Genomic DNA, 15,336 nt, shown 5'->3' on the forward strand with positions numbered 1-15,336 from the left:
GAGCGACAAACTTGGAATACAAATATGAGCTGGTCCAGGCAGACAATCATTTTCCGTTAAAAATTATAGTTCATTCCTCCAATGAACCAGCGTACATACCTAGGCATTGGCACGACAGCATCGAAATATCCTATGTGCTTTCAGGAAAAATCGATAATATCTATATTGATGGCGCCAGTTATAGCTCCAAAGAAGGAGATATTGTGCTCATTAATTCGAATGCTATTCATTCCTTCTCTGTGGCTAAGGGAAAAGGGAGAGAGGCTATAACGGTTCTGATTCCTTCTGAATTTATTAGAGCAAATGTTAACGGCAGTAATCCCATCTCATTTGACTGTATTTCCATTTTCGAAACTAACGAGCAGAGATTACTGCATTTTGCGGAGCTGCGTGATTTGTTAAACACCTTATTTGTGGCTTATCTCAACCGGCATAATGACCCTTTAGCGCATATCCATTTAACGTCATTATCTTATAAACTGGTGTATCTGTTATTAATGCATTTTAAAATGGATCATGAATCTATCCGTGGCTTTAACTCCGATAAATATTTGGAGCGGCTGACGTTGATAACCGATTATATCAAAAAGAATTACGATCAAAGTTTATCCTTGGATTCGATAGCTCAGGTTTTTGGGTTGTCTCCCGAATATTTGTCCCGTTTTTTTGTGAAGCATGTAGGGATGACCTTATTTCAATATATCAATGCCATCCGTCTGGAGAGATCTTTTCGAGTTCTCATGAATACGGATCATTCCATCATACAAATTGCGCTGGAGCATGGATTTCCGAACGAGAAGTCTTTTGCCAGGGTATTTAAAAAGGTTTATCAGGCAACACCGCATCAATATCGAAAAGAGAACAAGAGGTATTCTGGAGCAAGGAGTCAGTAATTGACCTGAATTAGGCTAATAAAAGACAGGATACAAATAAAAAAATCATTAAAATAAATAATGTAAGCGTTTTATTAATGCACCCGGGAGGTAAGACATCATGTTTAAACGGTTTCAAAAGGCTGCTAAAACAACTATGTTATTCACTTTAGCTATCGGTACGACCCTTGCTTTCAATTCCGCTGCATGGGCCAAGGATGTAAAGATACAGCCCACCTCGTACCGGACGGTTGCGGAGGTTAAGGATTGGGGAGCAGCCATTACGAAGGTCATTGTTAACCTGGGTAAGCCAGTACCTAAAGATGCGATAACAAAGGATACATTTAAGGTACATGTGGGAAGAAGCGACAATAGGCTGGTAAATCCCTTTATTGAGAGTGGCAACCGGAAAGTCACCAAGGCCTATGTATCGGACAAAAGTGGCAACCCTGTAAATAAAACCGGAAGCTACGTTGTATTAGAAATGGAAGTCGGCCCAGCCTTAACACTAAGCTCAGCTATTCATTATGATGCGGCAGGTTCCGGGTTTAACGCATGGAATGATAACAAATACACAATCACGCAGCAAAAAGCTATTAAAACCACATCAGGAACGATTTCCGGCTTGAAAATTGATACTTCCGCAGGTCAGATACGGAAGCTAGTTGATCAATTTGCAACCGGCAAAGCTACTTTTGACGGGATTACTTTAACCTATGCGGACTATGCACCGTCAAAAGACAAAGTGAAAAACCCCTTGGTGATCTGGCTGCATGGTATGGGTGAGGGAGGTACAGATCCGACGATTCCGATTTCCGGAAATAATGCAGCGAATTTTGCATCTAAAGATATTCAATCCTATTTTGAAGGGGCTTATGTGCTGGCACCTCAGACTCCAACCTACTGGATGGATGGTTTTACAGGCTTCGGAGACGGCACCTCCAAATACGAGCAAGCATTGATGTCCTTAATTAAGGAGTACGTGGCCAAGAACAAAGACATTGATACAGATCGAATCTACATTGGCGGAGACTCCAACGGCGGTTACATGACTATGCTGATGATCCGTGATTATAAAGACTATTTTGCAGCCGCTGTGGTTGCATGTGAAGCCTTGAAGGATAGCCTTATAACCGATGAACAGATTAACGAAATGAAGGACCTGCCGATCTGGTTTGTGGCTGCCAAAACCGACACCGTAGTACCGCCGAACGATTATACGGTTCCGACCTACAACCGTTTAGTGAATGCTGGAGCAAAGAATGTTCATATGTCGTTATTTGATAGCGTAGTAGATACCTCTGGTTTGTACAAAAAGAGCGACCAAACACCGTATGAATACAATGGCCACTGGTCTTGGATTTACGTTTATAACAACGAAGTATCGAAGGTGATTAACGGAAAGAAAATAACGATGATGCAATGGCTAGCCTCCAAAACGTTGGACTGAAAGGTATAGCTAGCAAATGAAAATAGCAATATGATGTAATAGGCTTCTTTAAAGTTCAAGCCAGCCTTACCGTACATTCTCTGAGTTATTCGTTAACAACACATTATCGCTCGGAGAATTATCAGTTCCTTATTGGGTTTTCGCAAAATCCTCATGTATAAAACTCCATCAACAAATAATTGACGGAGTTTTATTGCTCTCTTTTACTTATTCACTTCAATGAGCCCATCCGGTTTCTCCCGATTAGAGAGTAATTCGGATACCGTGACGAAGGTAAACCCTTTCTTCTTGAGCTCCGGTAAAATGATTTTCAGGGCTTCGACGGTTTGTGTACTTTGATGTACATAATCGTGCATCAGGACAATGTCGCCATTACGGGCGTTGCGAAGCACCCTATTAGCGATACGGTGTATGCCTGGTTTTCGCCAATCCAGGGTGTCTTGATGCCAGGACCATAAAATAATTTTCAGTCCCTTCTCTTTGGAGAGCTTGACTAACGAATCGGTATAGGAGCCGCCGGGGGGCCTAAAAAGATGGGTTCCCGCACCAGTTGCTTGAACGATGCTCGCTTGGCCTTGATCTAATTCTGTCAGAGCTTTGTTACGGGAAATATACTGAAAAGATGAATGATAAAAGGTATGATTGCCTACTTCATGCCCTTCTGCTCGTTCTCGTTTCACAATATCAGGAAGCTTTTCTACACGGCTGCCGACGACAAAAAAGGTTGCTTTAGCATTGTACTCTTTAAGCAAATCCAAAATGGCAGGCGTATTGCTTTCGTCCGGTCCGTCATCGAATGTGAGAGCGATAAGCTTACGATGGGTAGGAACTTCCCACACAATGTCGCCCCGTTCTTCGTAATAGGCCCTTCCCTTTGTAGGAGTGGGGGAGGCGGACGATGGGGCTTGTGCATTGGTAGATGGAGTGGGACAAGAGCTGATACACAGTAAAGAAACAGCGATTCCAGCGCACAGCAAACGGTTGTATTTCATAAGGCTTCTTCTCCGTTCTAACGTATTCTCACATTAGCTTGCCAAGAAGAAGCGTATACCATTCCTCGTTTCTGAAATTCATCCATTCCAATCACTTAAAATTAGATCTAATTGCTTCTTCAGCAATGCTTAGATTACAAAGTTATGCTGAAAAAGAGTGATAGCTTGCTTGTTGATAACATCCTGTACCCATGTTAAGTTGTACATATCCATCCTTGGTTTCAATGTGCAGTTGAGGTAGGTCATTGTCCAGTTCGTGAGAGTGTTAATCTGACGAAAGATGAAGAGGTCGACGGGACAAGCCGCAAAAGCTGATCTGAGGTCAAGGAGCTGCGACTCGTTCCTGAACTTCGAACAGGAGATGAGACGGGATGCAAACAAATGAAAAAGAGTTGCGAGCTATTAGTCTGACGTTAGAAGCGGGCGAACACATCCGATCATGTATGGGGTGTACGTATGATTTGCAACAGAGCTCCCAGAAGATATCGCATCATGGAATGCTGGCAGTGACATCCCAACGAATCATCTTTTATTCCTGTACTATGGGTACTCCTTGGGTCAAGTTCATCAATTATCACCATATTTCACTGGCTAAGCTGGATAAGGGTTTGTCGGATTCTAGGGGGAACATCACGCTGATCAATCAGGGTGTGAACGAGGTGTTCACCCACCTGCCGAGTGGAGATTGTATAGAAAGGTTTATAGCTGTACTAGAGCAAGAAGCAGGTATCTCTTGTGAGAACTAATGATTATGTAAAACAAATAACTAAAACCTCCAACTTCGTAATGTGCCAAGAAGGATACTTACAGAATTTGGAGGTTTTTTTGTCTTTTAATTAGAGAGATGTGGATCGAGCGTCAGCTCAACAGAGTTATAACCAATAAATTATATAACACCAACGGCAGAATGACATTGTTGTAGGCATAGGAGCGATCAGGGATGGTGTTGCCTGAGAAGGGTGAGTGATATTGCTGAGGGACTCTTAAATACAAATGATCCGCATCGATGTGTATAATCGTTCCTTCATATACTTGATGATCCATCGTTTGCACCCTAACCGTGTGATTCATGTAGGGGCTTAATTGATAATGCAAATGATCGCGGATATTTTTGAGTTCGGCATGTAATTCCGGTCTAGCTTGATATAAAGTTTGCGGACTGACGGTGTTGTATGGCATTCGCCTCTAACCTCCATACCCTGTAATGATGCATTATATGTAGGAGTCTATGTCCTTGTGCTTATACCTATAGAGAATTGCTTTTACAAAATGAAAAAACATTAACATTTTACTCCAGTCCACTTGACGTTCCCTTTACATCAAAACGATACACTTACTGAGGTTGGTTTGAAAAGAAAGGGGCGCTCCGTTTTGGGTGAGCTTAACAAATCTATGGGACTAGGGACGAGGAGTCAGCAACAGACTTCGTCTAAAGCCCGCATACGCACGGGTTCGCTAAAAATTCAAAGATTGCGCGAAAACGCGCTGGCGTATACCTTTTTGGCTCCATCGCTTATTTTGTTTGCTGTATTTATGTTTTACCCGATGATCAAGTCCGTATATCTCAGCTTGCATTCTACAGATCCCGCAGGAAACGTTGCAGCTTATGTGGGGTTAGATAATTTTACTACACTTTTCAGCTCGGGACTGTTTCTACAAGGAATTAAGGTCACACTCCTGTTTGCACTGTTAACAGTACCAGTAGGTATTTTATTGGCGCTGGTACTGGCTGCACTTACACACAGTAAATTGCGGGGAATGCGTATCTTCCAGTTTGCCTTTTCGCTGCCGATGGTGTTGTCGGTCGGTTCATCTGCGGTCATTTGGAAATTTCTTTTTCATCCGACACTGGGGATGTTCAACTATGTGCTTTCCCTGCTACATATTAATCCGGTTCCGTGGCTGACCAGCCCGGATTGGGCGCTGTTCTCAGTAGCCATGATGACCATCTGGATGAATCTTGGCTTCAATTACATTATCTTATCGAGCGGACTTCAAGGGATTCCAGATGACATGTATGAAAGTGCCAAAATGGACGGAGCTGGCCCGCTCGTCACGTTCTGGCGTATCTCCCTGCCACTGTTATCACCGACGATCTTTTTTGTAACAGTAGTTTCCATCATTGGAGCCTTCCAGTCTTTTGCTCAAATTAACATTTTGACCAAAGGCGGTCCGGTGAACAGTACGAATGTATTCGTGTATTCCATCTATCAGGAAGCTTTCGTTAATTTCCGGTTTGGAACGGGGAGCGCGCAGGCCATTGTCTTGTTTGCCGTCATTCTGCTGCTCACGATGATTCAGTTCAAATGGGTGGAAAGAAAGGTGCATTACCAATGAAACGACACCTGAATTCAACATTGTTGTATGTACTGCTTACGATTGCAGCTGCTCTCATTTTGTATCCGGTTATATATACGTTTTTTATGGCAGTCATGTCGCCGGAGGAAGCAAGCTCTTATCCACCAAGCTTTCTTCCACATTCTTTTCATATGGCAAATTTCACTGAAGTGTTTGAAATTGTTCCGATTGCAGCCTTTATTGGAAATACATTTCTCATTTCGGGTCTGACGATGATTGGGCAGTTGATTACAGCCAGCTTGGCGGCCTACGCCTTTGCCAAAATGGAATTCAAGGGAAAAAACTTCATCTTCAGCATGTTTGTAGCGACGATGATGATCCCTTGGGAAGTGACCATTATTCCAAACTACCTGACGGTACGAAGCTGGAACTGGCTTGATACATATCAAGGATTGACGGTTCCTTTTCTGGCGACGGCATTCGGAACATTCCTATTAAGGCAATTTTTTCTCCAGCTTCCCAAGGAACTGTTTGAGGCGGCTCGTATGGATGGGTGCGGACATATCCGTTACTTTGTGTTCCATGTGCTTCCATTATCGCGCCCTGCGCTTGGAACACTGGCTGTGTATTCGTTCCTGAATATGTACAATTCGTATCTCTGGCCTTTACTGATCACCAATAGTGAGAATATGCGTACGGTACAGATCGGAATATCCATGCTCGAATTTCAGGAATCTACTTCATGGAATCTGGTGTTTGCGGGTACGGCCCTTGTCATTTTACCGTCTCTGCTCCTGCTGATCTTTGGACTAAAGCAGTTGGTACGTGGAATGGCAGCGGGTGCGCTTAAAGGCTGATCACATATTTCAAATGAAAAGCAACACCTGCGCAAGCAGCCCATATACAGAGCTTCAACACACAAGAATATCGCAAGAGAATGCCAATTCAAGATCATTTAATCAAAGGGAGAGAAGAGAGATTATGAGATTTTTTCGTCTGAAAAGTACATTGATCCTGCTTATTCTGACTGCCATGGTGGTTGCAGCAGGTTGTAGCAATAATACTGCTGCAGAGAAGCCGAGTAATGGTAGTGAAGGGGCAGCAGCGACTTCTCCAGTGAAGCTGACTTGGTGGCATTCGATGTCCGGTAACGGTGAAAAAGCAATCAAGCAGATCGCTGCTGACTTTAACGCCAGTCATAAGGACATTCAGGTAGAGCCAGTATATCAAGGCAAATATGATGATAGCTTGAACAAGCTGAAGGCGTCGCTTGGTTCCAACAGCGGCCCGGACATCATTCAAGTATACGAAATCGGTAGTAAATTCATGATCGACTCCAAAATGATCACACCTGTACAACAATTTATTGATGCAGACAAGTTCGATCTGTCGCAGTTAGAGCCAAATATTACACGTTACTACACGATTGATGGTAAATTGAACGCCATGCCGTTCAATACGTCAAACCCGATACTATACTATAACAAGGATGCATTCAAAGCCGCAGGACTTGATCCAGCTAATCCTCCGAAAACGTATGATGAATTCGAAAAGGCCGCAAAAGCCTTGAGCAAGGATGGTAAATCCGGTGCTTCCATTGCCATCTACGGCTGGTTTATGGAGCAACTGTTTGCCAATCAGAACGCGGATTATGTGAATAATGGCAATGGTCGTGACCAAGCGGCAACGGAATCCATGCTGAATTCGGATGCCGGTGTAAAAACGCTGACGTGGTGGAAGAAAATGATCGATGAAAAGGTTGTATCCAATCTGGGACGTAACTCGGACGATACGGCAAAGGCTTTTTCCGCAGGACAAATTGCGATGACGCTGGATTCCACCGCTTCGCTGCGTAATATTGTGGAGCAGGTTGGCGATAAATTTGAAGTAGGCACAGGATTCCTGCCAAGAGCCAATGAAGCTAAAGAAGGCGGCGTGGTTGTAGGCGGCGCGAGTTTGTACATTATGAACAACAAGCCTGAAGCCCAACAGAAGGCAGCGTGGGAGTTCATTAAATTCGTCGCTTCCCCAGCTGTACAGGCACAATGGAGTGTAAATACCGGGTACTTCCCGATCACGAAAGCAGCCTATGACGAGAAGGTACTCAAAGACAATATGGTAAAATATCCGCAATTCCAGACGGCGGTTGACCAATTGCACGCATCGGCACAATCCACCGCTACACAGGGCGCAGTGATGGGTGTATTCCCAGAAGCGCGCCAAATCGTCGAAGGTGCAATCGAGGCCGTTCTGAGTAGCCAGCAACAGCCAAAACAGGCATTGGATCAAGCTGCACAAGAAATTACAGGCAAAATTGCGCAATACAATCAAACGGTGAAAAAATAGTCGGCCTTCCCTTAAAATCGGTTGATAATCTGTAGAATGGCCCCCTTATCATCCGATTTTATGACATAGCGGATCGAATGAGTGACCCCCTCACTTATTCGATCCGTTTTTGCATTTTTATTTTTTTAGAATAAGCGTTTAGACGAATTGTCTAAAATGAATTATTTTCATTTTTCCTATTGCTGGGTAACTAAAGATGGGCTTATAATAAATACATAATTTTTGTACTGGACGGTCAGTTCAAAAAAGGAGGAAGCATGAAACAGCAAACGAAGGAAATTATTTTTAACGGCGCACTTAAAGCTTTTTCCGAACGAGGATTTAACGAAACAAACATGGAAGAAATCGCTAAGGTTTGTGGCATAGCCAAAGGAACCCTGTACTACAATTTTAAAAACAAGCAAGAATTGTACATTTACATTTTGAAGATGGGGATGGAGCGATTTGTGCAGGATATCCATGAAGCGATGGCTCAGGTTCCTATGGATCAGGTTGAACTGAGGGTTCACAAGCTGATCCAAGTACATATTGAGTTCATTGGGAGAGAGCCGGATTTTTGCCGTTTACTGGTTAGCAAGGGATGGGTCTCACAGGAACAGCATTTTAATATTAGGCAGGTGCTGGCAGACTATTTTGATTTTATGGAGGCGGAGATCGATTCCGGTAAGTTATATGGGAAAATTTCAAGTAAGCTGGATGCCAAAACAACAGCCAATTGCTTATTTGGGATTTACATTTTCGCTCCGATGCGGTCCATGGTTTGGGGCGAAACGATGAATCTGCAAGAGGTTCGAGAAAGTATTGAAGTATTTGTGTGTAATGCATTGGGCATGCAACATTAATAGACAGATGGAGTGATGAAAACATGAAAGCTAAAAAATATACGATTTACGTCGTACTTATTATTTTAATCGCGGTAGGAATTTATGCCTTGACTGCTTTCCCACGGGGTGGGAGCAGCTTGTCTGCGGATCAGTCTTCTTCCATACCTACGGCTTATGTGGAATCGGATACCCTCAATGCCAGCTTTAAAATGGCAGGACGGATTGACCAGATGCTCGTCAAAGAAGGCGATCAGGTTAAAAAGGGGCAGGTGTTAGCCCATCTGGAAAGTCGCGAGTTGGAAGATAAGGTGAAGCAGGCACAGGCGGCGTTGCTGGCAGCTAAGAGTAATGTATCCAAAGCAAAAGCCAGTGTGTTGCAGGCTCAAGCAGGCGTAGGTCAGGCACAGGCTACTGTGAGCGCCGCTCAGGCCAAGAAGAGCCAAGGTACGACATCGGTCAGTGTGACCGCTGAGGCATCCTCCAGCCAGATCGAACAGGCCAAAGCGGCTGCGAACGCCGCCAAGGCAAAACTGGATGCGCTCAAGAGCGGGGCAAGACCGCAGGAGCTTGAGCAATTGCAAGTATCTGTGAAGATAGCCAAGGAAACGCTGGATCTGACCGTTAAAAATCTGGAGCGTGCCAAAAAGCTTCAAGAAGCCGGAGCAGCAACCCAGGCATCTTTGGATCAAGCGACATTGGAACATCAACAGGCAGTGGCCAAGTATAATGCAGAGTCGCAAAAATTGGATATGGCACGGGAGGGAAGCCGCAAGGAGGAAATTACGGCGGCTGAAGCTCAATACCGTCAAGCCTTGGCTGCGGTGAAGGAAGCACAGGCAGGAGCGGGCAAAGTTGCTGTGCAACAGGAAGATGTCAAAGCTGCTCAGGCTTCGGTAGAACAAGCGCAATCTGCTGTGAAGGCGGCGCAATCCACAGTTGAGCAGGCTCAATCTGCGGTTGCAGGTGCCAATGCTCAGGTAGCCCAAGCGGAAGCCGCGCTTCAAGAGGCTCAGACCTATTTGAGTTACACGACTCTATATGCGGCCGAAGATGGAATCGTAAAATCCAAGTCGCTTAGCTTAGGTGAAATGGCTAGCGCAGGATTCCCGGTCTATACCATTGAAACTTCGACACAACGTTGGGCTAAATTCTATGTACCTGAAACGTCTCTGAACGGTCTTCAAGCAGGGGATACTGTCCCAATTAAATTGCTGTCTGGCGGTAAGGAGCTGAAGGGTAAAGTCATTCTGTTAGAATCGGCTGCTGACTTTGCCATTCAAAAACCGAGCCAAAGCTCCGGTGACAAGGATGTCCGTTCCTTCGGTGTTAAAGTAGCATTGCCGGACCTTGCTGCTTCGGTTCCAACAGGCTCCACGGTCCTGTTTACAGGCAAAGGGGCGCAGTAATATGCAGGATTCACAGGAAAGACTTCGTATCCGTGATGTGTTTCGCGAGGAATGGCTGAGCATCTTCCGGGACCGCCGCTTTATGGCTATTCTGCTGATTACGCCAATTGTGTATACGATACTATTCGGCTTCCTATATTCACATCAGCGGATTACCGAGATGCCTGTCACAGTGTACGATGGAGATAATTCACAGCTCAGTCGCCAGATCATTCAGGCGTTCGATTCGACCGACTCATTTGCTGTTACACGGCAAGCGACCAATCAGGAAGATGCTGTCCGTCAGGTAGAGACCGGGGAAGCTAAGGTCGGAATCGTCATTCCCGACAACTTTACGACTCGGCTTAAGCATGGGGAGAATCCACCCGTGCTCACGCTGATTGACGGCAGTAATATGATGTATTCCAATAGTGCCAGTCGGATTGCGAATCAGGTCATTAGCAGCGTGAGCGCTGGAGTATCGGTCAATTCCATGAAACAAAAGGGAATGAACGCCGATCAGGCCGCGTCGACGCTGACTACCATCCCGTTCCGATCCAGAGTGCTATTTAACCCGGTATATGATTATAAGCTTTTCATGCCACTAGGGGTTATCTCTGCGGCTCTCCAGCAGTGTTTGCTGCTTGGTATCGCGTTGTCCTGCACGCGTGATAAGGAAGCAGGGACTTGGGGAAGATTTGGTGCATGGAGAAACACCCCTTGGCGTTTGGCTATTGCCAAACTGGCACCGTATTATGCAGCGGGAGCTTTCAATGTGCTGACTGTATTCAGTATCAGTGCTTTATGCTTTGATATTCCGTTCAGGGGACAGGTACTGCCGTTAATTTTGGTGTCGCTGGTCTTTAACTTTGCCTTGTGCGGATTAGGCTTCCTGTTCAGTCTCTTTTCCAAGACCAGAGTGGATGCGACCCAAACGCTGATGCTGATTGCTGTTCCTTCCTTTATGTTGTCAGGTTATACGTGGCCATTAGAGGCAATGCCCGGCTTCTTGCGGGGGCTTGCTGAAATATTGCCACTGACGTATTACCTGGATGCTGTACGGAATATCACGCTCAAAGGACTGGATATCACCTACATCTTTAAAGATATGATTGCTCTAGGCGTCATTGGTTGTGTGAGTCTGCTGGTGTCCTTTGTGATCTATCCGTTATTCTTTAGACAGCACCAGACGACAGGGCAGCATGTCGATGTGCCCGCTCAAGAAGGATTCACGCTAAAAGGCTGAGAGCAACTTTAATATGGAATTCATAAAAAGGCAGATCAGGAGTAAACCCTGATCTGCCTTTTGCTTGTTCATATGGTTTAAAAGTGGAAAAAATATTATTGCGGCGCTTTAAGATCCTCGATAGAATCAATCGGTACATAGGATGGAACGACAAGTCCGGACATAACGCCAGTCATGCTGGTTCCGATGTCATCCACCTTATCCTTGTATTGAGCCCAATAATCAGCATGCGTCAATGGAAGCCAAGCGGCAGCAGTAGCATCTACACTTCCTCCGGCCACGCCAGTCCACATCGGGCCGATTTCCACTTGCAGGGCTGTTACTTTATAGCCCAATTTTTGTTCCAATACATATTTCAATACGTTCGTACTGGCAATTTCAGAATCCCAAGCAGCGTAGCTCAGCTTCAAAGGATCACCGTTGACGGGCTGTAGGCCCTTGATCCATGCCTGTACCTTGTCAGGATGTTTATCAGCCCAGTTCTTGGCAGCCTGCTGTGGGGCAATACCGTCCTGAATCGCGATCATCACTTCACCCATATCTTCAGCAGTCCACTTAAAGCGGCTTAGAAATTCATAAGCCACAGGAGCATCCTGCTTCAAACCTTTGCGGGCGATTGTATGAATTTCTTCCTTATCACCGTACGCTTTTTTAGGATCTTTCAAGTATTTCAAATCATATTTGTTAAACATCCAGTGAGGAGTCCAACCTGTTACGACGATAGGCTGCTTGGCTTTGATAGCTTTATCCAGTGTAGCGGTCATAGCAGCTCCAGAGCTTTCAAGCAGCTTCCAGTCGGATAAGCCATAGTCATTAATAGCTTTAGCGGTCAGCTTCATTAGTCCGGCGCCAGGGTCGGTACCGACAATGCGGTAACCGACCTCTTTGCCAAAGTCCTCAGTTGTGGCGGAAGCCGGAGCCGCTTCGGCTCCGTTATCCTGCAAATCAGTAATCGATTTAACATCCATGTAAGCTGGAACCACCAATCCGGTTTTAACACCGCTCATATTAGCCCCAAGATCGTCGAGCTTATCCTTGTATTTAGCCCAGTAATCCGCATGTGTTAACGGCAGCCATGCAGCCGGTGAAGCATCTACATCACCACTAGCGACACCCGTCCACATAGGACCTGCTTCAACTTGCAGTGCGGTTACTTTGTAACCCAGTTTGTTCTCCAAAATATAACTTAGCAAATTCGTACTGGCAATTTCGGAATCCCAAGCGACATAACTCAGCTTGAACGTGTCGCCATTGACAGGTTGCAGTCCTTTAGTCCATTCCTGAACCTTGTCGGCATGTTTCTCCGCCCAATCCTGGGCAGCTTGTTCAGGACTGGTTCCGGCTTGAATGGCAACCATCATTTCACCCATATCTTCCGGTGTCCATTTGAAACGTTTTAGAAACTCATAAGCGATAGGAGCATCCTGCTGCAAGCCTTTACGGGCAATCGTATGAATCCCCTCGGCTTCACCATAAGACTTCTTAGGGTCTTCCAAATATTTGAGATCATACTTGTTGAACATCCAGTGAGGAGTCCAACCTGTAATAATGATCGGTTTTTTCGCTTTAATGGCTTTGTCCAGTGTGGCCGTCATAGCTGCACCGGAACCTTCAACGAGCTTCCAATCAGACAAATTGTAGTCTTGAATTGCTTTGGCAGTCGATTTCATAATGCCTGCCCCGGCATCAATACCGATAATTTTGTAACCGACTTCTTCGCCAACCGGGTTGGCAGCAGCGTTACCTTTGCCAGATGCGGAATGATCTGTACCAACAAAATATTGGGAAGCACCAGCGATCAAAATGACAGCTGTAACTGCAGAAGTAATCCATACTTTTTGCTTGCTGGATACGCGGCTTTTGCCTTTTTGCGTAGGTTTAAACAGGTTTTGCGTAAAACGGTCAAGCACAATAGCCAGAACGACAACAGCTAAGCCGGCTTCAAAACCTTTACCGATTTGCAGCTGTGTCACAGCACGGTACACAACAGCACCGATGCCTTCTGCACCGATCATGGAAGCAATAACAACCATGGACAGTGACAGCATAATCGTCTGGTTAATACCAGCCATTAAGGTAGGCAATGCCAGTGGAAGCTGAACTTTGAACAGCTTTTGCGCAGAGGTTGAACCGAAAGCATCTGAGGCTTCGATCAGCTCACCTGATACTTGCATAATCCCCAAGTTAGTCATGCGAATGGTTGGGGGGATAGCAAAGATAACAGATGCGATAACACCAGGTACAACACCCAGGCTGAAAAAGGTAACCGCTGGGAGCAAGTACACGAACGCAGGCATCGTCTGCATAAAATCAAGTAAAGGCGTGATAATGCGGGATGCGGATTTACTGTATGCACACCAGATCCCGATGGGAATCCCGATAACAATGGATACGAGCGCAGACGTGATGACCAGTCCGAGCGTATTCATTGTTTCACTCCAATAGCCGAGATTATCAATCAGCAGGAAGCCGATGACAGTAAACAGCGTAAGCTGAACCCGCCCGATCATAAAGGCGATAATCCCGATGATCACGATGAACACCAGAGGGTGCGGAAGCATGAACAGGCCTGAGAAAAAGCCTACTACAGCTTCTATAATAGAAGAAATAACATTAAACAATCCAGCCAGATGAATACCCATCCAGTCGACAATGGATTGAATCCACTCAGCGATTGGCAGTTTCGGTATCATGGGCATTCACCTCCTTTGTAGTGGTAACATCTCCACCAAGTGCGCCGAGCAATGCTCCACGGACGATAACGCCCAGCAGCTTTTGCTTGTCATCGACCACAGCCAGCGGCACCTTGGACGAGCTTGTAATTTCAAACAAATCATTAATGACAGTCTCGGCAGCAACTTGCGGTCCGTCAGTAATCAAAATATCTTCAATCTTCAAATTATTGCGCAGTGCATGAACAGCATCCTCAGCGTTAATAACACCTAGTAGCTTTTTAGTACGGTCAATGACGAACAAATTGGATATCCCACGCTCCCGCATCAATTCCAGAGCCACACGCGGACCACGATCCATGGTGATGGTTTCTGGACGAAGCATGACATGAGCAGCCGTCAATACCTTGGAAAGATCCACATCCTCGACGAAGCGGGCTACATAAGAGTTAGCCGGTTGGATCATAATTTCTTCCGGTGTACCGATTTGTACGACCGCACCGTCTCGCATCAAGGCAATCCGGTCACCAATCCGCAACGCTTCATCCAGATCATGGGTGATAAACACAATTGTTTTCTTCATTTTATCTTGAAGCTCTAACAGCTCATCCTGCATGTCACGGCGAATGAGAGGGTCCAATGCACTGAACGCTTCATCCATCAGGAGCACTTCAGGGTCATTAGCCAGCGCCCGTGCCAGGCCGACACGCTGCTGCATACCGCCACTCAATTCATCGGGCATTTTATCGCCCCAGTTTTTAAGACCAACCAGTTCCAGCGCTTGTTGCGCCTTTTCCTGACGCTGTGCTTTTTCTACCTTTTGAATTTCAAGACCATATTCTACATTTTCTAATACAGTCCGATGTGGGAACAGGGCGAATTTTTGAAAAACCATGCTGATGGTTTTACGACGAACTTCGCGAAGTTGTTCTTTGTTCATCTTACGGAGATCTTTGCCGTGGACCAGAATTTCACCGGAGGTAGGCTCAATCAAGCGATTTAGCATTCGCACCAAAGTGGACTTGCCACTGCCCGATAGCCCCATAATTACGAAAATTTCACCTTGCTTAATTTCCATGTTGGCCTTATTGACACCAACAGTAATCTGTTTTTCTTTGGCCAACTTTTCCTTGCCCCAGCCTTGCTCCAGGAGCGGAACACCTTGCTCTGCGTGAGGACCAAAGAGTTTGCTGACATTTTTGACTTCCAAAATCGTCATACATACACCTCTTCTTTCTATACTTTGCTTGG

Annotated in this window: 13 protein-coding genes; 9 read left to right on the forward strand and 4 right to left on the reverse strand. The window is 45.5% G+C overall.

Features of this window, described 5'->3' with window-relative positions; all coding sequences use genetic code 11:
• Positions 1-11: 11 nt before the first annotated feature.
• The gene (locus tag ACYCSE_RS15470; RefSeq protein ID WP_322173998.1) at positions 12-893 is read left to right on the forward strand and encodes an AraC family transcriptional regulator; all 882 of its coding nucleotides are present in this window, start codon (positions 12-14) and stop codon (positions 891-893) included.
• A gap of 100 nt (positions 894-993) precedes the next feature.
• Entirely contained in the window at positions 994-2,322 is a 1,329-nt protein-coding gene (locus tag ACYCSE_RS15475) for a prolyl oligopeptidase family serine peptidase (RefSeq protein WP_459698680.1), read from the forward strand.
• A 203-nt stretch (positions 2,323-2,525) separates the two neighbouring features.
• On the opposite strand, the gene ACYCSE_RS15480 is transcribed toward ACYCSE_RS15475, so the two are convergent.
• Entirely contained in the window at positions 2,526-3,314 is a 789-nt protein-coding gene (locus tag ACYCSE_RS15480) for a polysaccharide deacetylase family protein (protein WP_254351545.1), read from the reverse strand.
• A gap of 371 nt (positions 3,315-3,685) precedes the next feature.
• On the opposite strand from ACYCSE_RS15480, the gene ACYCSE_RS15485 reads away from it, so the two are divergent.
• On the forward strand, positions 3,686-4,060 hold the full coding sequence (locus ACYCSE_RS15485; protein ID WP_165176370.1) for a PH domain-containing protein: 375 nt from the start codon (positions 3,686-3,688) through the stop codon (positions 4,058-4,060).
• Between the two features lie 112 nt (positions 4,061-4,172).
• On the opposite strand, the gene ACYCSE_RS15490 is transcribed toward ACYCSE_RS15485, so the two are convergent.
• Positions 4,173-4,493 (reverse strand): hypothetical protein, encoded by a 321-nt coding sequence (locus ACYCSE_RS15490; RefSeq protein WP_459698683.1) that lies wholly within the window; start codon positions 4,491-4,493, stop codon positions 4,173-4,175.
• A 192-nt stretch (positions 4,494-4,685) separates the two neighbouring features.
• On the opposite strand from ACYCSE_RS15490, the gene ACYCSE_RS15495 reads away from it, so the two are divergent.
• The 6 genes from ACYCSE_RS15495 to ACYCSE_RS15520 all read left to right on the forward strand — a co-directional run bounded on the left by ACYCSE_RS15495 (position 4,686) and on the right by ACYCSE_RS15520 (position 11,413).
• Positions 4,686-5,651 (forward strand): carbohydrate ABC transporter permease, encoded by a 966-nt coding sequence (locus tag ACYCSE_RS15495; protein WP_043882098.1) that lies wholly within the window; start codon positions 4,686-4,688, stop codon positions 5,649-5,651.
• A complete protein-coding gene (locus tag ACYCSE_RS15500) occupies positions 5,648-6,469 on the forward strand; it encodes a carbohydrate ABC transporter permease (RefSeq protein ID WP_452566434.1) in 822 nt (273 codons plus the stop codon). The genes ACYCSE_RS15495 and ACYCSE_RS15500 overlap by 4 nt, the downstream gene beginning before the upstream one ends.
• 124 nt (positions 6,470-6,593) lie before the next feature.
• Positions 6,594-7,958, forward strand: coding sequence for an ABC transporter substrate-binding protein (locus ACYCSE_RS15505; RefSeq protein ID WP_459698685.1), 1,365 nt, complete (start codon positions 6,594-6,596; stop codon positions 7,956-7,958).
• A gap of 257 nt (positions 7,959-8,215) precedes the next feature.
• Positions 8,216-8,800, forward strand: coding sequence for a TetR/AcrR family transcriptional regulator (locus ACYCSE_RS15510; protein WP_250267730.1), 585 nt, complete (start codon positions 8,216-8,218; stop codon positions 8,798-8,800).
• Between the two features lie 23 nt (positions 8,801-8,823).
• The gene (locus tag ACYCSE_RS15515; RefSeq protein WP_459698688.1) at positions 8,824-10,188 is read left to right on the forward strand and encodes an HlyD family secretion protein; all 1,365 of its coding nucleotides are present in this window, start codon (positions 8,824-8,826) and stop codon (positions 10,186-10,188) included.
• 1 nt (position 10,189) lies between these two features.
• Positions 10,190-11,413, forward strand: a complete 1,224-nt coding sequence (locus tag ACYCSE_RS15520; protein ID WP_459698690.1) for an ABC transporter permease — start codon at positions 10,190-10,192, stop codon at positions 11,411-11,413.
• Positions 11,414-11,508: 95 nt separating this feature from the next.
• Here the strand turns inward: ACYCSE_RS15520 and ACYCSE_RS15525 are convergent, their stop codons facing one another.
• Positions 11,509-14,106, reverse strand: a complete 2,598-nt coding sequence (locus ACYCSE_RS15525) for a glycine betaine ABC transporter substrate-binding protein (RefSeq protein ID WP_069291363.1) — start codon at positions 14,104-14,106, stop codon at positions 11,509-11,511.
• Positions 14,081-15,304, reverse strand: coding sequence for a quaternary amine ABC transporter ATP-binding protein (locus ACYCSE_RS15530; protein ID WP_029516322.1), 1,224 nt, complete (start codon positions 15,302-15,304; stop codon positions 14,081-14,083). Before ACYCSE_RS15530 ends, ACYCSE_RS15525 begins: the two co-directional genes overlap by 26 nt.
• Between the last annotated feature and the right edge of the window lie 32 nt (positions 15,305-15,336).

The organism is Paenibacillus sp. SEL1 (genome assembly GCF_054602535.1).

Bases quoted from the DNA above. Each gene is read 5' to 3' on its own strand.
- ACYCSE_RS15500 (WP_452566434.1), top strand. From the start codon at position 5,648: ATGAAACGACACCTGAATTCAACATTGTTGTATGTACTGCTTACGATT.
- ACYCSE_RS15520 (WP_459698690.1), top strand. From the start codon at position 10,190: ATGCAGGATTCACAGGAAAGACTTCGTATCCGTGATGTGTTTCGCGAG.
- ACYCSE_RS15490 (WP_459698683.1), bottom strand. From the start codon at position 4,493: ATGCCATACAACACCGTCAGTCCGCAAACTTTATATCAAGCTAGACCG.
- ACYCSE_RS15475 (WP_459698680.1), top strand. From the start codon at position 994: ATGTTTAAACGGTTTCAAAAGGCTGCTAAAACAACTATGTTATTCACT.
- ACYCSE_RS15485 (WP_165176370.1), top strand. From the start codon at position 3,686: ATGCAAACAAATGAAAAAGAGTTGCGAGCTATTAGTCTGACGTTAGAA.
- ACYCSE_RS15510 (WP_250267730.1), top strand. From the start codon at position 8,216: ATGAAACAGCAAACGAAGGAAATTATTTTTAACGGCGCACTTAAAGCT.
- ACYCSE_RS15480 (WP_254351545.1), bottom strand. From the start codon at position 3,314: ATGAAATACAACCGTTTGCTGTGCGCTGGAATCGCTGTTTCTTTACTG.
- ACYCSE_RS15515 (WP_459698688.1), top strand. From the start codon at position 8,824: ATGAAAGCTAAAAAATATACGATTTACGTCGTACTTATTATTTTAATC.
- ACYCSE_RS15530 (WP_029516322.1), bottom strand. From the start codon at position 15,304: ATGACGATTTTGGAAGTCAAAAATGTCAGCAAACTCTTTGGTCCTCAC.
- ACYCSE_RS15525 (WP_069291363.1), bottom strand. From the start codon at position 14,106: ATGATACCGAAACTGCCAATCGCTGAGTGGATTCAATCCATTGTCGAC.
- ACYCSE_RS15505 (WP_459698685.1), top strand. From the start codon at position 6,594: ATGAGATTTTTTCGTCTGAAAAGTACATTGATCCTGCTTATTCTGACT.